The sequence below is a fragment of the Parasedimentitalea maritima genome (assembly GCF_005771405.1).
GTDB classification, from domain to species: domain Bacteria; phylum Pseudomonadota; class Alphaproteobacteria; order Rhodobacterales; family Rhodobacteraceae; genus Parasedimentitalea; species Parasedimentitalea maritima.
In genome coordinates this window covers 243393-263942 of record NZ_VAUA01000003.1, presented here as the reverse complement: position 1 = coordinate 263942, position 20550 = coordinate 243393, and the positions used below count along the sequence as shown (strand labels likewise).

Genomic DNA, 20550 nt, shown 5'->3' with positions numbered 1-20550 from the left:
TCGTAAGTCTCCGTTTCGCGTCCTGTGGTTAGCTTTCGATAGCAACCAGGCCCAGTTTGCGCGCTGCTGCTAGGGACAACAGATTGCTATCTAGCCCCTGGCTTTCCTGATAGCGGCGTATTGCGGCACGGGTCATGCGATCCATGTCGCCGTTGATCGGGCCTCGGTACAGGTCGCGCGCTGTTAGGGCACGTTGTACCGAGGCGATGAATTCAGGCGTGAGCTCTTCGGGGCAGGGGGATTCAAACCAGATTTCACGGCGTGGGCGGACGATGTCCTGCCGGGTTTCGGTTTTGAATATGGCGGGTTGGATGACGGTGCCATCTGCCAGCACTTCGGCCGGTTGCAACATCACCTGGTGGGTGACGGTTTCAATAATAGCGGGGGTGACGTGTTTGCCCCAGCAACTACCCGGTGCAGCGCCTGGAGGGGAATTCTGCCCGGCGCGAGTGACGACGCCGTTGCCATCGCCAAGTGGCGTGCAAGCGCTGAGAAGACCCGACAGCAGAGCGGTCAGGAGAAAGGGGCTGGTCGTCGACGTCATGCTCGTTGGCCTCTGGCGGCGGATATGCCGGGCGATTTGGCGCAGACTAGCTTAGTTCTGGCGGCGGCGCAAAGGCGACCTGTTCTGGTGATTGCAGCAGATCCTCTTATGGGGGGCTGGTTGGTGGCACCAGATCATATGCGCCGCGAAAGATTGACCGGGACATAAGTGGAACACAGGCGATAAATATCCTGCTTCAACCAATCCGTGTCGTAAATGGGTCTGGCGCTGAATGGGGGGCTTGGCTACACAGGCGCTCGAGTACCGAAAGGGGAAGACCTGATTATGGCAAAAATTACCTATGTCGAGCACAACGGCACAGAACACATCGTCGAGGTGGCCAATGGGCTCACCGTGATGGAAGGTGCGCGCGACAATAATATCCCAGGCATCGAAGCAGATTGTGGCGGCGCCTGTGCCTGTTCCACCTGCCACGTCTATGTGGATCCAGCCTGGGTGGAGAAAGTCCCGGCCAAGGACGACATGGAAGAGGACATGCTTGATTTTGCCTTTGAGCCTGATCCCGCCCTCTCGCGTCTGACCTGTCAAATAAAGGTCACCGATGCGCTGGACGGTCTGGTTGTCAAAATGCCGGAAAAACAGATCTGATGTTTTGCTCGGGTCCAATGGCGCGGCGTTTGATGTCCCGCCTTTGGCCCGGTTCCTGCCGCCGCGCGGCGCCGACGTTGCGCCTGTGGCTAGGCGGGATCTGCGTCGCCGGTGCGGCGCAGGCCACGCCGCCGGATGTTATTGTCGATGCCTGGTTCAGTGAACCGACCACCCGGTATGATCACGCCATATTGGGTGATGATGTCGAATGGGGTGCGTTGTCACTTGAAGTCGACGCCAGCTGGCAATGTGAAAGCAGCCAGACTTACAGGCTGATCATTCGCCTGCCAGAAACCCATGTGTTCGAAGATCTGGAACCGCGTATCATCGCGGGCGATGATGGGCCAACACTGGTCATGGTGGTGGAGAGCAGTCTGAGCCAAGGCGCGCGGCTATCGCTATATGATGAGGCTGGGTTGTATGCGGCGACACCATTCATTGGCCGCTCACACCGCTGGCTTGCCCCAATTGGCTCGGCCGATCTGGATGGTGACGGCTGGCCCGAAGTGGCCTATATTGACCGACCCCATTTAGCCAAGACATTGCGGATCTGGAGCCTGCGGGATGGGGAACTGGTTGAGGTCGCCAGCAAGACCGGGCTGACCAACCATCGCATTGGCGAGGATTTCATCACATCCGGTATTCGTGATTGTGGCGATGGGCCTGAGGTGGTGACGGTGGATGCCGCTTGGTCGCGGATTGTGGCGTCGAAGCTGAAGGGTGGTGCGATCAGCAGCCTGGATGTTGGGGCGTTTTCAGGGCGGGCGAGCATGGATCGGGTGTTGGAGTGTCGGTGAGGACTAGCGGAGAATGCGTTTCTCGTCTTTTCAAATAGACTATTTTGCCTTGGGGTAAGATGATCTTGCTTAATTCGAATTTTATTTTGGTGATGCATGATTTTGAGCATTCAAAAATTCTGGTGTCGACTATGGGGCTGGACATGGAGTGAAACTCCCTTGCCTTCGGCTATAGTTGTTTGGTTGGTGGTAAACAGGAAACCAGAGCTAAAAGTCGTCTATTTACGCCAAGATACTGCGGTTTATCCGATTATCTCTTAGGCGGATGTAAGGCGGTCCATGTGGATTACATTGTCGCAAGAAACATGGCCAATGATTTGCAAGTTCTATAGTCGCGAAAAACAATCGGCACTGCCGTGTGATTGCTCATATGACGCGGATTACAAAGCGATTTTCTATTCGTTAGAAGGTGCGATTTGTTCTTTCCCTTTCAGTGGCATTCCGGAAATCGGTAGGCTTTTAACTGAATATCCAAAGCTGGAAGTTTGAGGGTGTTAGCCCATAACTCCTATGCCGCGCAGCGGCGCAGGGCCCAACGGGAGGCGGCATCGATAGATGCCAGCCGACGGGCGGGAGAGCTTGGAGTTGGGGTGACTCGTGGGTTACCGAGATCGGGTTGCTCATGACACATTCCTGAGAAAGCACGGATCCGAACATGTAATCACACCCAGCTTGCCGGTTATGTCGCCGCCCGCCAGATAGGGCAGGCGGCAACGCCTTTCAGCTTTACTTCAATGCGCGCCAGCCGATGTCGCGGCGCATAAATCCACCTGGCCAGTCAATCGCATCTGCAGCGGCATAGGCGCGGTCGCGGGCCTCTTGCAGGGTATCGCCACGGGCGGTGACGTTCAGCACCCGGCCGCCAGTGGCCAGCACTTTTCCATCTTGCGCTTTGGTGCCGGCGTGGAAGACCATATTGTGGCCATCCTCGATCTGGGCGTCGAGACCCTTGATCTCGGTGCCTTTTTCGTATGATCCGGGATAGCCCTTGGCAGCCATGACAACGGTGATGGCGTGGTCATCGGCCCAGTTCACCTGTGCCTGATGCAAACGGCCCTCAGCGGCGGCGTGCATCAGATCCATCGCCTGGGCGCCCAGACGCATCATCAGTACCTGACATTCCGGATCTCCAAAGCGCACGTTGTATTCCACCAGACGCGGTTGACCGTCTTTGATCATCAGACCAGCGTAGAGAATGCCCTGATAGGGCGCGCCACAGCGGGCCATCTCTTCCATGGTGGGCTTGATGATCTCTGCCATTGCCTTGGCTTCGATCGCGGCGCTGAGCACTGGGGCTGGAGAGTAGGCACCCATGCCGCCGGTGTTCAGACCGGTGTCGCCTTCGCCAACGCGCTTGTGGTCCTGGGCGGATCCCATCGACAGGATGTTGGTGCCATCAACCAGCACGAACAGCGAGGCTTCCTCGCCCTCCATGAATTCCTCGATCACCACCTCGGCGCCGGCCTCGCCAAAGGCCCCGCCGAACATATCGTCGATGGCCTCCAGTGCAGTGGCTTCGTCAAAGGCCATGATCACGCCTTTGCCAGCGGCCAGACCATCAGCCTTGACCACAATCGGTGCGCCTTGCTGGCGGATGTAGTTCTTGGCGGCCTCAGCATCAGTGAAATGGCCATAGCCTGCGGTTGGCGCCTTCACGGCGGCGCAGATTTCCTTGGTAAAGGCTTTGGAGGCCTCCAGCTTGGCAGCTGCCTCGGACGGGCCGAACACCAGCAGGCCTGCATCGCGCAGCCGGTCGGATACACCTGCGGCCAGTGGGGCCTCGGGGCCAACGATGACAAAGTCGATGGCGTTTTCTTCGACAAAGGTGACCACAGCGCCGCCGTGGTTGATGTCCAAATCGGCGCAGGTGGCGATCTGCGCGATGCCCGCATTGCCGGGTGCGACGATCAGCTTGTCACATTTGGGGTTCTGCATCACTGCCCAGGCCAGCGCATGTTCGCGCCCACCGCTGCCGAGGATAAGGATATTCATCGTGCTCTCCAAATGCTAAGCTTTGCGCGCGGTCTAGAGGCTGACGGCGAAACAGGCAAGAGTGGCATTATTTTATGGCGCATTTAACCAAGCCCAAATTATGGAAAAAAATTAGACGGTATGAATTTTCCGATCTTCAGGATGGGACGAGCTTTGAGAGCTACTTGAAGAACACTATCAAGGTCAGTCCCGAGACTGTGGCAGCGGCCATTACTGAATATCGCCGGTTTATCTATCTGTGTATGGTTGCACCCGGTGAAATGGTACCGTCCCAAAAGGTCGATGAAGTTTGGCATGCACATCTGATCCTGACCGAAGACTACTGGGAGCGATTTTGCCCCGATGTGCTGGGCCGAAAGCTACATCACATTCCCGGCTCGGTAGGTTTTCTTGAATCCGATGACTATGCAAAGACACTGATGCGTTACCAGCGTGAATTTGGCAAATTTCCACCTAAATCGTTTTGGCCCAGAAAGCGGCGAAATACCAAAAAATACTGGGAAAAATTGGTACGGTTGCAGTGGTTTCTGCAACTATTGGATTTTGGAAAGGGGTCTATCTGTTTGCTCTAATTATCACAGTTCCCTTGGCTTTTCCTTCGTTGCTTAGTTCAAAAGGGTCTCGCTCTTCAGGTTCTGAAGGGGGCGTTTGGACCGAAGATAGCAGTTGCAGCGGTGATTCCGGTTGCGGCGGAGATTGACTGCCTGATGGGGATTGGCCTTGCCCAAACCTGCCACTATGCTGCGCTGACCTGTAGAACAAGAATAACCGAACCGAGAACCATCCCAGTGTCAGATCTGTTTGACGACCCAACCCAGGGTCAGAACACCCCCGAATTCACAGTTTCCGAGCTGTCGGGTGAGGTGAAGCGCACGCTCGAAGGCACCTTTGGCCGGATTCGGGTGCGCGGCGAAGTAGGCCGGGTGTTCACAGCGCGCTCGGGCCATTTGTATTACGACGTCAAAGATGACCGTTCCGTTCTGGCTTGCACCACCTGGAAAGGTCAGGTGTCAAAACTGGCCGTGGTGCCTGAAGAAGGGCTGGAGGTGATTGTCACAGGTCGCCTGACCGCCTTTGGAGCCCAATCGAAATACAACATGAACGTCGAGGAAGTCTCGGTCGCCGGGCAGGGCGCGCTGATGGCACTGCTGGAGAAGCGCAAGAAACAGCTGGAGGCAGAGGGGTTGTTTGCGCCCGAACGCAAACAGCCGCTTCCATACCTGCCGCGCTTCATTGGCGTGGTAACATCGCCATCCGGCGCGGTGATCCGCGATATCCTGCACCGGCTGCGCGACCGTTTCCCGCGCAAGGTGCTGGTCTGGCCTGTGGCTGTCCAAGGTAAAAACTGCGCAGCAGAGGTCGCCAACGCCATCAACGGCTTCAACGCATTCACCCCCGGTGGGGCCTTGCCGCGTCCGGATCTGATCATTGTCGCCCGCGGTGGCGGCTCGGTTGAGGACCTTTGGGGATTCAACGAAGAAATCGTCGCCCGTGCGGTCGCGGCATCGGGAATTCCGTTGATTTCAGCAGTGGGCCATGAAACTGACACCACCCTGATCGATTTTGTGTCCGACCAACGCGCGCCAACCCCGACGGCGGCGGCGGAACTGGCGGTGCCGGTGCGGTTGGAACTACTGGCCTGGACTGGCGAGCAGGGCGCCCGCATGACGCACGCCGTTGGCCAATCAGTGCAGCAACGCAAACAACGGCTCAAAGATATGTCGCGCGCCTTGCCCAAGCCAGAGCGGCTATTGGATGACCCGCGCCAAAAGCTGGATATTCTGTCCGATAAATTGCCCAACGCCTTGATTCGCGGCGTCCAAAACCGTCGGGTGCAGCTCACTCAGAAATCCGCCGGGTTGCGCCCGCAGGCGTTGCAGCAACTGGTGGCCAGACGGCGCGACAAGTTGATCAGTCTGTCGTCACAACTAAACCTGCGCACGACTTCGCAGAAATTAGCCCTGCACAAAGAACGCCTGGAACATCTTTCCAAGCAACTCGATAGCATCCATCGACAACGGATTGAAAAAACCCGACAGCAGCTAGACGCCGCAGGCCGACAGTTGGAAATCCTTAGTTATCGGGCAACGCTGGATCGGGGATATGCGGTGGTACGGGACGCAGGCCAGTTGATCACAAGCAAAACAACAGCGGCCAGGGCTTCGGCGCTTGAGATTGAGTTTTCTGATGGAACGATCAAACTGGGCGGAGCCGGGGACTAACTATTTGAGCGCAATTTCTTTTTGCTAAAAATACTCAAATCCCGGCCTTGATCTCAGACGCCGACTTCTGGTCCGTAACACAGCATATCCTCATCCAGATCCTCTACTTCGTAGAGCTCCGTAGCACGTGGGTCACTTTCGAATTGCGCGATCAGGCCCTCTGGTTCCAGTGCAAATCTCCAGCATTGAGGCGTATTGTTGTCTTCATAGACAAAACAGATCTGATCGGCGTCTTCGTACCAGTGGCCTTTTTGGCATCGGCCATCGAGAAATGACCACAGCACCTGACGATCTGGCAGATAACGTTCCACGCCATAGATTGTGCCCTCAAACCCATAATACAAAGTGCGCCCAAGGGTGTAGCGATCAAAGGTCTCGCCGGTGAGCTGTTCGCCAGCAGTCAGCGGTGCTGGATGCAACAGGGAGAACATCAGGGGAATCATTAAAATAACGCGCATGGACCAATAGTGTCAGAAATTGCCTCTTCAGGCCACGGTGTCGGTTTTTTCCAACCGCGCCAAACGCCGTGCCATCACTCTGCGCCACAAGGGTGGCAACAGCGCGATGGCCGCCATCACCGGAAGGGCGTAGGGCAGCACCGGCATATCCCTGCGCAATTCTAGCTCCGGGTAGCGCCGTTGGGGGTGCAAGTGGTGGTCTGAATGGCGCGGCGCATTCAGCATCATTGCTGAGGAGTACCAGTGGGGAGCGTTCCAGGAATGCCCCGGCCCAACGGGTTCCACCCGCCCCGATTCTGTCATGGCACGCTGCAAGCCGTAGTGCTGGACGTAATCTGCCAGAAAAATTTGGACCTGAGCGTAGCCAGTCAGCAGCAGAAACAAAACCAACAGGGGCGCACCGCCAGCAACTGTGGCCAGTATCAGTGCAAAGGATGCGCCACCACAATATCCGACATAAGGGTGGCTCCATGCTGTAGGGGGCACTGATTTGCGTGTCCGGGCCCTATTGTCTGCGCGTAGTCCGGCGCGGAAGGACCCAAGCCAAGCACGCAGGAGAAAGCGGTAAAACCCTTCTCCACGGCGGGCGGTGTTTGGATCGTCACTCGTAGCCACTTGCGTATGGTGCACGCGCAGATGTGCGGACACATGATGGCCGATCAACATGGTCGTGTAGATTAGTGACCCAAGTCGCCGCATCCTGCGACGTGGGTGATGGATCAATTCGTGGGCATTGGGATGTGACACTTGTCCCATAAACAATCCCATTGCCAAGACCACAGGCAATGTTTCTTCCCACCCCATACGCAAGGCAGCAGGCATTCCGATCAGCAATAGTGCGAGATGCCCCAGCGCCAAGGCAATGGAGAGCAGGTCCGCTAGCGGACCAAGTTTGAAAGATGGTATCTGTCGCGCGATCCTGTCCAACAAGAAGACCAGCAGAGTCATGTATATTAACGCCAGTAGCGACCAATATCCGCCCCAAAAACAACCCGCTCCAATCAGGGCCAATGGCGACAGGCTGGCGATGCAAAACCATTTCATGACAGGGGGTTCACTCTCCGCGGGGATGGGGTTTGCGGAGACAACTTTGACCTAAGCCAGCAAACAGGGCAAGCATTGACACAGTTAACGGGAAAGCTCCATTGGTGGTTGCTCTGGCCCTTTTGATAACAGCGCGTAGCCGCAATCTGGCTCTGGCAACAGAAACTGAAGCTTTGCTTCGAAGTAAAAGTTCACGATTTTTGTTATTCGGCGACTTCGGTCGAGTTTTTTGCAACATTTGCCTGAGGCGCTTTGCATGTGGCACCAATCCGCATTAGGTGGGTGTGAAACCCTTTGCGGAGACTAAGATGGCGTTTTTCTCTAAGTTAAAAGACCGGTTGTTCAAGTCTTCTTCGAAGTTGGAACAGGGGTTGGACGCTATTGTCGAAGATGCGGCTGAAATTGCAGTGTCAACACCAGAACCAGAGTCGACATCCGGGCCGGTTACCACTCCAGATGTTGCCGCGGTGACTGCTCCTGAAACGAGCTCACCGAGCTTGGTTGGCCGCTTGCTCGGCCGAAAAATTGATGAGCCACGACGGGTGCTGGACGATGACATGCTTGAACAGCTCGAAGAGCTGCTGATTAGTTCAGACATGGGCGTGGATACCGCACTACGGGTCACCGCCAATATGGCCGAGGGCCGCTTTGGCAAACGCCTGTCATCCAGTGAGATTAAAAACCTTCTGGCGGCAGAAATTGCCCGCATTATGGAAAATGTTGCTAAACCGATGCCGATCTACTCCAAGCGTCCACAAGTGGTGCTGGTGGTTGGTGTAAACGGCTCGGGTAAAACCACTACAATTGGTAAGCTGGCCAGCCAGTTTAAGGCAGCCGGAAAATCGGTGGTGATTGCTGCAGGCGACACCTTTCGCGCTGCTGCTGTGGAACAGTTGCAGGTCTGGGGAGATCGTGCCGGTGTTCCGGTTCTTACGGCCCCCGAAGGCTCTGACCCGGCCTCTCTGGCCTTTGATGCCTTGACCAAGGCGCAAGACGACGGGGCTGATCTGCTGATGATCGACACGGCGGGAAGGCTACAAAACCGCTCTGATCTGATGGAGGAGCTGGCCAAGATTGTCCGGGTGATCCGTAAGGTTGATCCCACTGCTCCCCACAACACATTGCTGGTACTGGATGCAACCACGGGCCAAAATGCGTTGAATCAGGTCGATGTGTTCCAAAAAATTTCGGATGTTTCGGGTTTGGTGATGACCAAATTGGATGGCACGGCTCGTGGTGGTGTGCTGGTGGCTCTGGCAGATAAATTCGGCCTTCCAATCCACGCAATTGGTGTGGGTGAGCAGATTGACGATCTTGCCCCGTTTGATCCGCAGGACTTTGCGGCGGCGTTGACTGGCTTGGACAAAACCTGACCCGGCCTCTTCATCTAGCTGCAAATATCCTCGGGGGTCCGGGGGCAGACAGCCCCCGGCGATATCAACCTGACATAAGGCAAGTAATCACTTGAGCGATTGGCTGATCTCCCTGGAAGGCACACAAGCAGGCCATCAAGCGGCGTTGATGCTCGCCTTGATGGCCGCTGTGCTGCATGCGGTGTTTGGGGCGCTGCAAAAAGGCCGCCATGATCCATGGTTGTCACGCGGGGCGATTGATTTTTCCTATTGCTTGATGGCGGCGCCTTTTGCTTTGTTTGTGGTGCCTTGGCCCGAACCGCATATGTGGCCCATTTTTGCAGCGGTCTGGGTTATTCATATCCTGTATAAAACCTTGCAGGCGCTGGCTTATACCAAAGGCTCCTATACAGTGGTCTATCCGGTCGTGCGCGGAACTGGCCCATTGTTTACGGTGATCGGGGCCTATTTTCTGTTTAGTGAAACCTTCACTTTGACCCAGTGGTCGGGCGTTCTGGTGCTATTGGTAGGTATTTTCGGCCTCGCAGCGTATAACCTGCGCTATCTTGAAACCAATCGCGATACTCTGGTCATTGCTTTAACCCTCGCCGGGATTACCGGGTTGTTTGTAGCACTTTACACCACCTACGATGCATATGGTATTCGAGCCACGGCTGATCCGTTCACCTTTCTCGCCTGGTTTTTCATGATAGACGGCGCGGCGTTGCCGGTCTTTGCGTTCCTGCGGTGGCGCAGAATGGCTGATCGGCCAACACCAGGTCCGCTAATGCTGCGCGGGTTCTTCGGCGGAATAGTGGCCTTTATGTCTTTTGGTGCGGTGATGCTGGCAACACGTCTCGACAAGGTTGGTGAGGCTGCAGTGCTGCGTGAAACCTCAACAGTGTTTGCAGCGCTGATTGGCTGGCTGGTGCTAAAAGAGACCGTAGGGCCCCGCAGAATTGCGCTGATGGCTTTGATCGCGCTGGGCGCCGTGATAGTGGAAATGGGCGGATAAGGCGGCCCGCCCCGCTGAATGGAATAAAAGGACAGGCAATGGCCAAAGCAAAGATCAATCCAACTTTGAAGATGGTGCTGGAGATGGGGCCAATCGTGCTGTTCTTTATCGGCTACCTGAAGTTGCGAGATAGTAGTTTTACCATCGCAGGAAACGACTATCAGGGTTTTATCATTGTCACGGCGGCCTTCATTCCATTGATGGTTCTTTCGTCAGGCATCCTGTGGAAACTCACAGGCCATTTGTCAAAAATGCAAATCGCCACCTTGGTTCTGGTAATTGTATTTGGCAGCTTGTCGGTCTGGTTCAACGATGAACGATTTTTCAAAATGAAGCCGACAATTATCTACTTGTTGTTTGGCGGTATGTTGGGTTTTGGCCTGCTACGGGGCAAGAGCTATCTGAAGGTGGTGATGGAGGAGGTTCTGCCGATGCAGCAAGAAGGTTGGATGATCCTGACCCGTCGCCTGTGCGGGTTCTTTTTGGGGCTGGCCCTATTGAACGAGTTGATCTGGCGCACGCAGAGCACTGACAACTGGGTCTATTTCAAAACATTTGGCCTGACAGCCGGGGTCTTTATCTTCTTCATGTCCCAAAGTGCATTATTCCAAAAATACGGCGAAGAGAGCGAAGACACACCGGATGCCGCCGAATAGTCAAAAACTCCCGCGCTTTGGTGCCACATCACAGATGTGACCCATAAGCCTTGGGCCAAGCAGCGCACCTATGGTGCGCTGCAGGCTGCCGCTATCGTTTGAACAATAGATCTTGTGCCGTTTTGCTTTGCGAGCCAGTGCGCAATTCGAGGGCCAAAGCGTGACCTGCAACCACTGCCGGTCGTTTGCCAACCAAGTCTAGCCAGCGAGTAAGGTGGGGTTTGTCCTTCAGGGATTGCTGTTGCCCTTCCCAGAGTGATGCCCAGGGCCAAATCGCCATATCAGCAATGCTATAGTCGTCGCCTGCCACATATTCATTCCCGGCCAACTGTCGGTCTAGTACCCCATACAACCGGGCAACTTCTGCCCGATAGCGGTCCTTGGCATAAGGGATGTCCTGGGGGGGATCCATTTTGGGCGCATACTTCAAAAAATGGTGTGCCTGACCTGCCATTGGTCCAACTCCGCCCATTTGCCACATCAACCATTGATCTACCGACAGCTTGGTTCGTTCATCCTCACCATAGAACCGTCCGGTTTTTCGGGCCAAATACATCAGGATAGCGCCGCTCTCAAACAGTGAGATGGGGGCACCGTCCGGGCCATCAGGGTCGGTGATTGCTGGCATTCGGTTGTTTGGCGCAATTTTCAGAAAATCAGGAGCAAACTGATCTCCTTTGGAGATGTTGATCAGGTTCAGATCATAGGGCAGGCCCATTTCTTCGAGCGCGATGGAGATTTTCCATCCATTTGGTGTTGGCCAGTAATACAGCTGTATCGGCTGTTGCATGATTTCCCCCTAATTGGCTGATTGCGATCTTGATCTTTTGCGCGTTGACGGCAAGAGGGGAGCGGCAGCTGCTGCGCAAAAATGCGTGATGTGGGTCTCTACTGTTGCTTTCGTACAGTTCTTGTATGGTTACCGTTCTCCGAAAACTTGACGTGGGCACACTGGCGTCGTATGGGCGGGGGATAGAACTCGTGGCGATTTGTTACCGGATTGCGGGCCACGTTAAACACACCCGCTAAAGAGGTCAGGATGTAAGGGACCCCCTTTTCGCTTGGCCGAATTGGGGTTTTTTTATGCGCGACAGGCGCAGGAGGACATGTGATGAGTGAGAACTGGAACAAAGCTACCAAAATGGTACATGGTGGCACTCGGCGTAGCCAGTACAACGAAGTCAGCGAAGCAATTTTCCTGACCCAAGGGTTTGTCTACGACAGTGCAGAGCAAGCCGAAGCGCGGTTTATAGAAACTGGTCCGGATGAATTCATTTATGCACGGTATGGCAATCCAACGGTTGCGATGTTCGAAGATCGCATTGCCGAACTGGAAGGGGCCGAGGATGCCTTTGCCACCGCATCGGGGATGGCAGCGGTCAACGGCGCGTTGACATCAATGCTTAAGTCCGGCGACCATGTGGTATCAGCCAAGGCGTTGTTCGGGTCGTGTCTTTACATTCTTGAAAGTGTCTTGGGTCGTTTTGGCGTTGAGGTCACCTTTGTTGATGGCACCGATCTGGACCAATGGCGCGCCGCCATGCGACCGGATACCAAGGCCGTGTTTTTCGAGTCCATGTCAAACCCAACTCTCGAAGTGATTGACGTCGCAGCCGTGGCAGAGATCGCTCATGGGGTTGGTGCAACGGTAGTGGTCGACAATGTGTTTTCTACGCCTGTGTTTTCCAACGCCATTTCGCAGGGCGCAGATGTGGTGATTTACTCCGCGACCAAACACATAGACGGTCAGGGACGTGCACTCGGTGGGGTGGTGTTGGGGACCAAGGATTTTATCCGTGGCACGCTAGAACCCTACATGAAACATACCGGCGGCTCCCTCAGCCCATTTAACGCATGGGTGTTGCTGAAAGGGCTTGAGACCATTTCCCTACGGGTCAATGCGCAGGCGGAGAGTGCGTTGAAAATTGCAACTGCGCTGGAAGGGCACCCAGCACTGGTGCGTACCCTTTACCCTGGCTTGCCGGGTCATGCGCAGAACGCGCTGGTTCAGCGACAGCTTGGTGGCAAGGGAGGCACGGTTTTGTCGCTGGATCTGAAGGATGGCAAAGACGCGGCATTCAAGTTCCTGAATGCGATGACCATTGCGGTTATTTCCAACAATCTCGGCGATGCCAAGTCCATTGCTACGCACCCTGCAACGACAACACACCAACGCCTTCCGGATGAGCTGAAAGATGAGCTGGGCATTACGCCGGGACTGGTACGTTTCTCGGTTGGCCTTGAAGATGCGGATGATTTGATTGCGGATCTAAGACAGGCACTGGACACGACACTGAGCTGATGTTCCCGGCAGTCAAGTCAATGAATGTTCTATCTACCCTGGTCCTGGCTTCATCTAGCCAAAAATATCCTCGGGGGTGAATTGGCTGTCAGGCCAAGAGGGGGCAGACAGCCCCCTTTTTTTGTTTCCGAACATGCGGTACGGCAGCTTTGCCAACAAAACTGCCGCATTTGAGAGATCACTTTTGTATTTTCCTGGTTACATCGGTAAAATACTGGTCTGTAGCGTCTCTGCAGCTGCACAGCAAAGGAAGCCCGGCTGATGACTATACACCCTCGTGACACGGATGAGGCCCCGAACCGGGATGCTGCTGAAGCAGCACTGAAGGTTCTGCGAAATTGGGCGTCAAAGGCAAGCGTGACCGAAGTTGCCCAGCTCGATCCAGCCGTGGCGCGATTGCTGCCGGGACAAGAACTGGGGAACTATCCAGATCTGTCGCGCGACTATCCGGAAAACTTCAAATCAGACGAGCAATATCGTGCGACATTACCGGACCTGCAAAACGGCCCAGCCAGTCTGATCCGGGGCGCACGGCAGTTGATCCAACATGTTGGCATTTCTAACTTCCGACTGCCTATCCGATTTCGTACCCGCGACGGCGGCGATTTGACCTTGGAGGCTTCAATCACAGGTACAGTCAGCCTTGAAGGGGAAAAGAAGGGCATCAACATGTCGCGCATCATGCGGTCGTTTTATAAGCACGCGGATCGGACCTTTAGTTTTGAAGTCATGGCGACAGCGCTTGATGATTACCTCAGCGATCTGGACAGCCCAGACGCGCGTATCCAGATGCGTTTTTCATTTCCTGCCCGGGTCAATAGCCTACGTTCAGGCCTGTCGGGGTATCAATACTACGATATTGCGCTGGAACTGGTGGACCATGATGGGCGGCGCGAGGAAATCATCCATCTGGACTATGTCTATTCGTCGACTTGTCCCTGTTCGCTGGAGCTCAGCGAACATGCCCGCACCGCCCGAGGGCAACTGGCTACGCCACATTCACAACGCTCTGTGGCGCGAATCTCGGTGCAGGTCAAACCTGGTAGCAATTGCCTGTGGTATGAAGACCTGATTGATCACTGTCGGCGCGCGGTCCCAACCGAGACCCAGGTCATGGTGAAGCGCGAGGATGAGCAGGCCTTTGCGGAGCTCAATGCAGCCAATCCGATCTTCGTTGAGGATGCAGCGCGATTGTTTTGTGAAGCCTTGCAACAGGACCCTCGGATTGCCGATTTCAGGGTTGTCGCCAGCCACCAGGAAAGCCTCCATAGTCATGACGCGGTGAGTGTCCTGACGCAGGGACCCAGCTTTGTAACACGCAGTCTGGACCCCAAGTTGTTTTCAACATTGATCCATCGTGGATGATCGCATTCGACCACTTGTAACGAGTGCCAACCGCTGCAAATAGGGTGCCTTTTGCTTGACAGTTGGGGCGCTGGGCGCCAACCCTGCGCGCTATGTTGGATCTTCGCCCCGTTGGATATGTCATTGGTTTGCTGGTCGCCATTCTGGGCGCGACCATGCTGTTTCCTTTGTTGGTCGACCTGTACGACGACCATGGCCAATGGCCGGTTTTTCTACAGAGTGCTGTTTTCACGGTGCTCGCTGGCGGCTTGATTGCGTTGAGCTGCGCCAATGGGGTGCGCGAAGGGCTGACCATTCAGCAGACCTTTTTGCTTACCACGGGTGTTTGGCTGGCCCTGCCGCTGTTTGGTGCGCTTCCATTTGTCCTGGGGGCCACAGAAGCACGATTTGTGGATGCCTTTTTTGAGGCTATGTCTGGGATGACCACCACAGGATCAACCGTTCTGTCCGGCCTTGACGACCTACCTCGCGGCATTCTGTTATGGCGCGGCATTCTGCAATGGCTAGGAGGGATCGGCATCATTGTGGTGGCAATGGTCTTTTTACCGGAACTTCGGGTTGGGGGGATGCAAATTTTCCGATCCGAAGGATTTGAAACCATGGGTAAAATTCTGCCGCGCGCTCAGGAGATTGCTGGGCAGATATCAATGATCTACATTGCACTCACGTTGCTGTGCGGCTTGGTCTATGGGGCTTTGGGCATGGTATTCTTCGACGCATTGGTGCACGCGTTGACCACCGTCTCCACGGGTGGGTTTTCCAATTATGACGCGTCGTTTGGTGCCTTTTCCGGACCCGCTGAATATGCGGCAGTGTTTTTTATGATCCTCGCGGCGCTCCCTTTTGTGCGCTACGTGCAACTGCTGAACGGTCAGGGCAAGGCGCTGCTGCGGGACAGCCAAATCCATGTGTTTCTAGTGATCATTGCGGTACTGGTCGCTGTCACATCAGTGATCCTGACAACAGTTTTCCCGCATCACATTGAGCAAGCTGTCCGTGAGGCTCTGTTCAACATCACTTCAATCATATCAGGCACCGGATACGCCAGTGTTGACTATATGAAGTGGGGCAGTTTTCTAGTCATGATGTTCTTTTTCGTCGGTCTGGTTGGCGGATGCGCTGGATCGACGGCCTGTTCGATAAAGATATTTCGCTATCAGTTACTGTTTGCTTCGATCAAAGTTCAGATCCAAAGAATTCGTGCGCCTCATGGTGTTTTTATTCCACGCTATGAAGGTCGCAAAGTTGGCAACGATGTGCTTAGCTCGGTTATCTCATTCTTTGTATTTTTCGTTGTCACTATTGGCATTGTTGCTTGGGCGCTGGCGTTGACGGGGCTGGATTTCACTACAGCAGTATCAGGGGCGGCTACTGCGGTGGCCAATGTTGGACCGGGTCTGGGCGACCGTATTGGACCTGCGGGAAATTTTGGCGGCCTGAACGACGCAGCCAAATGGATCCTGATCGCCGCCATGTTGATTGGTCGGCTGGAATTGATGGCTGTTTATGTTCTTTTTACTGTCCGTTTCTGGAGAGCCTGACCGGCCCGCTGGACTATCGGGCACTATTGTCCGGCGCTGCCGACGAACAGAATGTAGGGTGCACCGGCCACACCCTACACATTGATTTAGCTTCTAATTTGCTTCCAGCAGGGCGTTGGGAATCTCAAACCGTTCTTCTGGGGTGATATGAACCACGGTGGTGTTTGCCAGTCGTTTTGAGGCCAGTGAACCTGTGCTGTCGGTGGAGGTGATCTTGCCATCAGTGACATAGAGATAGCGTACCTGGCCGCCAGGAAGCAGAACACGCAGGGTCACTGAGCCATCTTCCTTAGGCAGGATTTCAAGCGGACAGTCTGTTGAAGGCTGGCCATCCATTGCAGCGCAGGAAACATGGCCAATCGAGCGAGTACCGTCGGTGCCTGCGATGTTAGTCCCACTGGCGAGCACGGGCAGGGGCAACAGGGTGGTGAGGGCCAAGAGGGCAAAAAACCGCATGACTATTCCTTTCGTCGGTAATGTGTTGCGCGGACTCTTGCATTGGGACCCGGGGCTGTAAACCCGGATGTGAGGCAATGTTGGCCTGCGTCGCAATACCGCGACGGTGCCGTTGCTCTTGCTCTTATTTCACAGCTCGCTTAAGACGCGGGAGATCGAAAACAGCCAGCGCACGGAGAGTGTCCCCCATGCCGGTACTTGTGATGAAATTCGGCGGCACCTCGGTCGCCAACCTGGACCGGATCCGTCGGGCCGCCAAACGTGTTGGTGTGGAAGTCGCCAAAGGCTATGACGTTATCGTCATTGTCTCGGCGATGTCAGGTAAAACCAACGAAATGGTGGGTTGGGTTGAAGAAACCTCGCCACTGTTTGACGCCCGCGAATATGACGCCGTGGTGTCTTCGGGGGAGGCGGTTACAGCCGGGTTGATGGCGCTGACGTTGCAGGAAATGGATGTTCCGGCGCGGAGCTGGCAAGGTTGGCAGGTGCCATTGCAAACCACCAGTGCGCACAGTCAGGCGCGGATCGAAGAGATCGGCACCGACAATATCAACCAAAAGTTCGGCGAAGGTATGAAGGTGGCAGTCGTTGCCGGGTTCCAGGGGGTTAGCTCTGAGGGACGGATTACCACGTTGGGCCGTGGTGGATCTGACACCACTGCGGTAGCTTTTGCCGCTGCATTTGGTGCCGAGCGCTGCGATATCTACACCGATGTGGATGGGGTCTACACAACCGACCCGCGGATCTGCGACAAGGCACGTAAGCTGGATAAGATTTCTTTCGAAGAAATGTTGGAGCTGGCGTCGCTGGGCGCGAAGGTGTTGCAGACGCGATCTGTTGAGCTGGCAATGCGGTTTAAGGTTAAACTACGTGTTTTGAGCAGCTTTGAAGAACAATCTGATGAGGCTGGGACCTTAGTCTGTGCCGAGGAGGAAATCATGGAATCCAATGCAGTGGCCGGAGTGGCCTATTCCCGCGATGAAGCCAAGCTGACCCTGTTGTCGGTTGCTGACCGTCCAGGCATTGCGGCCATCATCTTTAACTCGTTGTCCGAGGGCGGCGTCAATGTCGACATGATCGTGCAGAACATCAGCGAAGATGGTCGCACCGATATGACGTTTTCCTGCCCAACGGATCAAGTGGCGCGCGCTGAACAGGCTTTGCTTGGTACAAAAAATGCGGGTGAATTGAACTATGCAGAGCTGGTCGCTGACAAAGATGTTGCCAAAGTTTCGGTTGTTGGAATCGGCATGCGCTCGCAGTCTGGTGTGGCCGCTAAGATGTTCAAAGTGCTGTCGGATGAAGGCGTCAACATCAAGGTGATTACGACCTCTGAGATAAAAATTTCCGTGCTGATTGATCGGAAATACATGGAACTTGCGGTCCAATCACTGCATGATGCCTTTGATCTGGACAAGGTTGCCTGACTCTATTTCGGCGACCTGACACCCGTATTGCGTGAACAGGGCCTATGGCAGACAGTACAGAATCTGAAAGCCGCAAGTTACTGGGGCGACTGAGAGAAGCGATGGCTGGCGACGACGCCGGCCAGACTAGGCTTGATAAAATCACCCATTTGATTGCCGACAGCATGAGAACCGAAGTGTGTTCGGTCTATCTGTTTCGCGATGACGAAACGCTGGAACTCTGCGCTACTGAGGGTTTGAACCTCGAATCCGTTCACAAAACCCGGATGAGGCTAGGCGAGGGGCTGGTCGGCCGAGTCGCAAAATACGGCAAAGTCGTAAACACACCGGATGCACCCAATGCCAAGGGTTTCCGCTATATGGCCGAGACCGGCGAAGAGCGGTTTTCATCCTTCTTAGGTATTCCGGTGCAACGTCTGGGTGAAAAACTGGGCGTTTTGGTTGTCCAGTCGCTCGATGCGCGTGAATTCTCTGCTGACGAGGTTTATGCGCTGGAAGTGGTGGCTATGGTCATCGCTGAGATGACCGAACTTGGTGCTTTTGTTGGTGAAGGCGCGGCTCTGTCACCGTTACACCAACAGCCAGTGCTTCTGCGCGGAACTTCGGCCCAAGAAGGCGCTGCTGAGGGGCATGTTTGGTTGCATGAACCGAGGGTTGTGATCACCAATCCCATTGCCGATGATCCGCACCGAGAACGTGAGCGCCTGCACGAGGCTGTGGACGAGCTGCGGGTTGGCGTCGATAAAATGCTGGAAATGTCACTGGATGGTGACAAAGAGCAAGTGCAAGTGCTTGAGGCTTATCGCATGTTCGCGAACTCCAAGGGCTGGATGCGGCGGATGGAAGAGGACATCGCATTGGGGCTAAGCGCCGAGGCTGCGGTTGAAAAAGAGCAATCTCAGGCAAGGGCGCGGATGAGCCAGGTGCAAGACGCCTACTTGCGCGAACGGTTGAGTGATCTGGACGACCTGTCGAACCGGCTATTACGGATTCTGACTGGACAGGGGGCGACATCAAGTGCCGATTTACCCGCCGATCCAATCTTGATTGCTCGCAATATTGGGCCTGGTGATTTGTTGGAGTATGGGCGCAGCTTGCGCGGGTTGGTGTTGGAAGAGGGCTCTGTTGGGTCACATGCGGCAATTGTTGCCCGTGCACTGGCCATTCCGCTGGTTGTCAATGCCAAACGCATCACGACCGAAGCGCTGAACGGTGATCACATTATGGTTGATGGTGACCAGGGGCTCGTTCATCTTCGCCCAGAGGACACTGTCTCCAGCGCGTTTCGTGACAAGATCGCAATGCAAGCCGATGCGCAGGAACGATATGGTTCGGTTCGTGATCTACCCGCGGTGACAGCAGATGGTAAGCGGGTTGACCTGCTGATGAACGCGGGGCTCATGGCGGATTTGCCGTCGTTAGAGAGTTCGGGCGCCGAAGGTGTTGGGTTGTTTCGTACTGAATTGCAGTTCTTGGTGCGCAACAAGATGCCCAAAAGATCCGAGTTGGTGGTTCTGTACAAGCGCGTTCTGGATGCTGGACATGGCAAACGGGTGGTCTTTCGCACACTGGATATCGGGTCAGATAAAGTGTTGCCCTATATGAAGCCCACCGACGAGCCAAATCCGGCCTTGGGTTGGCGTGCGATCCGGGTGGGGCTGGACAAGCCTGGGATCATGCGGATGCAGCTCCAGGCGCTGATACGGGCCGCAGACGGCCGCCCTCTGACCATCATGTTTCCATTTGTTGCGCAGTTCGAAGAGTATCGCGCCGCCCGCGCGGAGGTGGAGAAGACGCTTGAGCTCGAACGCAAGTTGGGCCACCCGCTGCCAGAGGTTTTGGATGTTGGGGCCATGTTGGAAACCCCATCATTGGCTTTTGCGCCGCAGAAGTTTTTCGAAGAGGTTGGGTTTCTGTCAATTGGTGGCAATGATCTGAAGCAGTTCTTTTTCGCAGCCGATCGTGAAAATGAACGGGTGCGCAAGCGCTACGATACACTGAATGTCAGCTTTTTGAGTTTGATCGAACGTATCGTTGAGCGTTGTAGTTCAACCAACACACCTCTCAGCTTTTGTGGCGAAGACGCGGGGCGCCCGATTGAAGCGGTGTGTCTTGCTGCGATCGGCATTCGCACATTGTCGATGCGTCCTGCATCAATTGGGCCGGTGAAGTCGCTGTTACTGCGGGTGGATTTAGGCGCGCTTCGTAAAATCATTGCTGATGCCCGCCATCGTGGCGACCAGTCAGTGCGCCCGGCAGTGATGGATTACCTTCGCGACCTTTGATTGCTTCAACAGTGTACTTGTAAGCAAAAGAAGTCCGATACGACTGTTCGGCCTTTTGGCGGGGAGAGTCGGGGTGAAGGGACATTTCTGCGTCGAAAGGGAGGTTGTAAAATTCAGCTTTCTCCACTTTTTGATTTAGAAATGTGCATAAATCAGAAGATTTGCATCCCTTTTTGTACAATTGAACACTTTCTATCTCGAGGTGTGTTTGAAGTCCTAGCATTCAGTTAAAGACAGAAATAAGTTTGCTCTGTGATACCTTTCTATGGCGCGATGTTTCTTTGTAGGGAACGTTCCGGTGCAAAATGGTGATCTTGAAGTTATCCGATGTTGTCCACAAGTTAATCACATTACGTCTGTCTCATTGCTAATTGAAAACAAACGTTAATATCAGGTTAACCCCTGACCAAGTGTTTGTTGGGCTGACAACTGGGTTCAGAGGGGAGGCCGCTTTTGCTAGCTGGTAAGTTTCTGCAAATGAATGC

Annotated in this window: 19 protein-coding genes and 1 riboswitch; of the genes, 13 read left to right on the top strand and 6 right to left on the bottom strand. The window is 54.8% G+C overall.

The genetic code is table 11. The annotated features are described in order from the left end of the window. Positions 1-28: 28 nt before the first annotated feature. Positions 29-544, bottom strand: a complete 516-nt coding sequence (locus tag FEE96_RS07530) for a peptidoglycan-binding domain-containing protein (RefSeq protein WP_138162404.1) — start codon at positions 542-544, stop codon at positions 29-31. A gap of 24 nt (positions 545-568) precedes the next feature. Here FEE96_RS07530 and FEE96_RS23435 point away from each other — a divergent pair, with 24 nt between their 5' ends. The 3 genes from FEE96_RS23435 (at position 569) to FEE96_RS07520 (ending at position 1950) form a co-directional block, all read left to right on the top strand. Continuing rightward, complete coding sequence (locus tag FEE96_RS23435) at positions 569-712, top strand: hypothetical protein (protein WP_171021645.1); 144 nt, start codon at positions 569-571, stop codon at positions 710-712. A 117-nt stretch (positions 713-829) separates the two neighbouring features. After that, positions 830-1153: a 2Fe-2S iron-sulfur cluster-binding protein gene (locus FEE96_RS07525; protein WP_138162403.1), complete on the top strand. Its 324-nt coding sequence runs from the start codon at positions 830-832 to the stop codon at positions 1151-1153. 32 nt (positions 1154-1185) lie between these two features. Continuing rightward, a complete protein-coding gene (locus FEE96_RS07520; RefSeq protein WP_246079345.1) occupies positions 1186-1950 on the top strand; it encodes a VCBS repeat-containing protein in 765 nt (254 codons plus the stop codon). Positions 1951-2676: 726 nt separating this feature from the next. On the opposite strand, the gene purD is transcribed toward FEE96_RS07520, so the two are convergent. Continuing rightward, on the bottom strand, positions 2677-3942 hold the full coding sequence (purD, locus tag FEE96_RS07515) for a phosphoribosylamine--glycine ligase (RefSeq protein ID WP_138162401.1): 1266 nt from the start codon (positions 3940-3942) through the stop codon (positions 2677-2679). Positions 3943-4106: 164 nt separating this feature from the next. Between purD and FEE96_RS07510 the strand changes: the two genes are divergently transcribed. Next, a complete protein-coding gene (locus FEE96_RS07510) occupies positions 4107-4514 on the top strand; it encodes a glycine-rich domain-containing protein (RefSeq protein WP_138162400.1) in 408 nt (135 codons plus the stop codon). A 216-nt stretch (positions 4515-4730) separates the two neighbouring features. After that, positions 4731-6164 carry an exodeoxyribonuclease VII large subunit gene (xseA, locus tag FEE96_RS07505; protein WP_138162612.1) on the top strand — a complete coding sequence of 478 codons (1434 nt, stop codon included), beginning with the start codon at positions 4731-4733 and terminating at the stop codon, positions 6162-6164. A gap of 53 nt (positions 6165-6217) precedes the next feature. Here xseA and FEE96_RS07500 read toward each other — a convergent pair whose 3' ends face one another. Together FEE96_RS07500 and FEE96_RS07495 are read right to left on the bottom strand one after the other, a co-directional pair. Continuing rightward, on the bottom strand, positions 6218-6595 hold the full coding sequence (locus tag FEE96_RS07500; protein WP_425467302.1) for a hypothetical protein: 378 nt from the start codon (positions 6593-6595) through the stop codon (positions 6218-6220). Positions 6596-6649: 54 nt separating this feature from the next. Then, positions 6650-7666: an alkane 1-monooxygenase gene (locus FEE96_RS07495; RefSeq protein WP_138162398.1), complete on the bottom strand. Its 1017-nt coding sequence runs from the start codon at positions 7664-7666 to the stop codon at positions 6650-6652. Positions 7667-7974: 308 nt separating this feature from the next. On the opposite strand from FEE96_RS07495, the gene ftsY reads away from it, so the two are divergent. The 3 genes from ftsY (at position 7975) to FEE96_RS07480 (ending at position 10689) form a co-directional block, all read left to right on the top strand. Further along, the gene (gene ftsY / locus FEE96_RS07490) at positions 7975-9039 is read left to right on the top strand and encodes a signal recognition particle-docking protein FtsY (RefSeq protein WP_138162397.1); all 1065 of its coding nucleotides are present in this window, start codon (positions 7975-7977) and stop codon (positions 9037-9039) included. A gap of 91 nt (positions 9040-9130) precedes the next feature. Next, positions 9131-10033 carry an EamA family transporter gene (locus FEE96_RS07485; protein WP_138162396.1) on the top strand — a complete coding sequence of 301 codons (903 nt, stop codon included), beginning with the start codon at positions 9131-9133 and terminating at the stop codon, positions 10031-10033. A gap of 38 nt (positions 10034-10071) precedes the next feature. Next, positions 10072-10689, top strand: coding sequence for an inner membrane-spanning protein YciB (locus FEE96_RS07480; protein ID WP_138162395.1), 618 nt, complete (start codon positions 10072-10074; stop codon positions 10687-10689). Between the two features lie 91 nt (positions 10690-10780). On the opposite strand, the gene FEE96_RS07475 is transcribed toward FEE96_RS07480, so the two are convergent. Beyond that, positions 10781-11479 carry a glutathione S-transferase N-terminal domain-containing protein gene (locus FEE96_RS07475; RefSeq protein ID WP_138162394.1) on the bottom strand — a complete coding sequence of 233 codons (699 nt, stop codon included), beginning with the start codon at positions 11477-11479 and terminating at the stop codon, positions 10781-10783. 181 nt (positions 11480-11660) lie between these two features. Next, positions 11661-11739, top strand: a riboswitch (SAM riboswitch). Between the two features lie 61 nt (positions 11740-11800). On the opposite strand from FEE96_RS07475, the gene metZ reads away from it, so the two are divergent. The 3 genes from metZ to FEE96_RS07460 all read left to right on the top strand — a co-directional run bounded on the left by metZ (position 11801) and on the right by FEE96_RS07460 (position 15897). After that, entirely contained in the window at positions 11801-12991 is a 1191-nt protein-coding gene (metZ, locus tag FEE96_RS07470; RefSeq protein ID WP_138162393.1) for an O-succinylhomoserine sulfhydrylase, read from the top strand. A 261-nt stretch (positions 12992-13252) separates the two neighbouring features. Then, on the top strand, positions 13253-14356 hold the full coding sequence (folE2, locus tag FEE96_RS07465) for a GTP cyclohydrolase FolE2 (RefSeq protein ID WP_138162392.1): 1104 nt from the start codon (positions 13253-13255) through the stop codon (positions 14354-14356). Between the two features lie 92 nt (positions 14357-14448). Continuing rightward, positions 14449-15897, top strand: a complete 1449-nt coding sequence (locus FEE96_RS07460; RefSeq protein WP_138162391.1) for a TrkH family potassium uptake protein — start codon at positions 14449-14451, stop codon at positions 15895-15897. 93 nt (positions 15898-15990) lie between these two features. Here FEE96_RS07460 and FEE96_RS07455 read toward each other — a convergent pair whose 3' ends face one another. Beyond that, the gene (locus tag FEE96_RS07455; protein ID WP_138162390.1) at positions 15991-16353 is read right to left on the bottom strand and encodes a hypothetical protein; all 363 of its coding nucleotides are present in this window, start codon (positions 16351-16353) and stop codon (positions 15991-15993) included. Between the two features lie 188 nt (positions 16354-16541). Between FEE96_RS07455 and FEE96_RS07450 the strand changes: the two genes are divergently transcribed. Both FEE96_RS07450 and ptsP read left to right on the top strand, forming a co-directional pair. Further along, on the top strand, positions 16542-17780 hold the full coding sequence (locus FEE96_RS07450) for an aspartate kinase (RefSeq protein WP_138162389.1): 1239 nt from the start codon (positions 16542-16544) through the stop codon (positions 17778-17780). A 44-nt stretch (positions 17781-17824) separates the two neighbouring features. Further along, entirely contained in the window at positions 17825-20065 is a 2241-nt protein-coding gene (ptsP, locus tag FEE96_RS07445) for a phosphoenolpyruvate--protein phosphotransferase (RefSeq protein WP_138162388.1), read from the top strand. Positions 20066-20550: the final 485 nt, after the last annotated feature.

Coding starts and splice junctions, on each gene's coding strand:
- FEE96_RS07530 (WP_138162404.1), bottom strand. CDS start 544: ATGACGTCGACGACCAGCCCCTTTCTCCTGACCGCTCTGCTGTCGGGT.
- FEE96_RS23435 (WP_171021645.1), top strand. CDS start 569: ATGCCGGGCGATTTGGCGCAGACTAGCTTAGTTCTGGCGGCGGCGCAA.
- FEE96_RS07525 (WP_138162403.1), top strand. CDS start 830: ATGGCAAAAATTACCTATGTCGAGCACAACGGCACAGAACACATCGTC.
- FEE96_RS07520 (WP_246079345.1), top strand. CDS start 1,186: ATGTCCCGCCTTTGGCCCGGTTCCTGCCGCCGCGCGGCGCCGACGTTG.
- purD (WP_138162401.1), bottom strand. CDS start 3,942: ATGAATATCCTTATCCTCGGCAGCGGTGGGCGCGAACATGCGCTGGCC.
- FEE96_RS07500 (WP_425467302.1), bottom strand. CDS start 6,595: ATGTTCTCCCTGTTGCATCCAGCACCGCTGACTGCTGGCGAACAGCTC.
- FEE96_RS07495 (WP_138162398.1), bottom strand. CDS start 7,666: ATGAAATGGTTTTGCATCGCCAGCCTGTCGCCATTGGCCCTGATTGGA.
- ftsY (WP_138162397.1), top strand. CDS start 7,975: ATGGCGTTTTTCTCTAAGTTAAAAGACCGGTTGTTCAAGTCTTCTTCG.
- FEE96_RS07480 (WP_138162395.1), top strand. CDS start 10,072: ATGGCCAAAGCAAAGATCAATCCAACTTTGAAGATGGTGCTGGAGATG.
- FEE96_RS07475 (WP_138162394.1), bottom strand. CDS start 11,479: ATGCAACAGCCGATACAGCTGTATTACTGGCCAACACCAAATGGATGG.
- metZ (WP_138162393.1), top strand. CDS start 11,801: ATGAGTGAGAACTGGAACAAAGCTACCAAAATGGTACATGGTGGCACT.
- folE2 (WP_138162392.1), top strand. CDS start 13,253: ATGACTATACACCCTCGTGACACGGATGAGGCCCCGAACCGGGATGCT.
- FEE96_RS07460 (WP_138162391.1), top strand. CDS start 14,449: ATGTTGGATCTTCGCCCCGTTGGATATGTCATTGGTTTGCTGGTCGCC.
- FEE96_RS07455 (WP_138162390.1), bottom strand. CDS start 16,353: ATGCGGTTTTTTGCCCTCTTGGCCCTCACCACCCTGTTGCCCCTGCCC.
- FEE96_RS07450 (WP_138162389.1), top strand. CDS start 16,542: ATGCCGGTACTTGTGATGAAATTCGGCGGCACCTCGGTCGCCAACCTG.
- ptsP (WP_138162388.1), top strand. CDS start 17,825: ATGGCAGACAGTACAGAATCTGAAAGCCGCAAGTTACTGGGGCGACTG.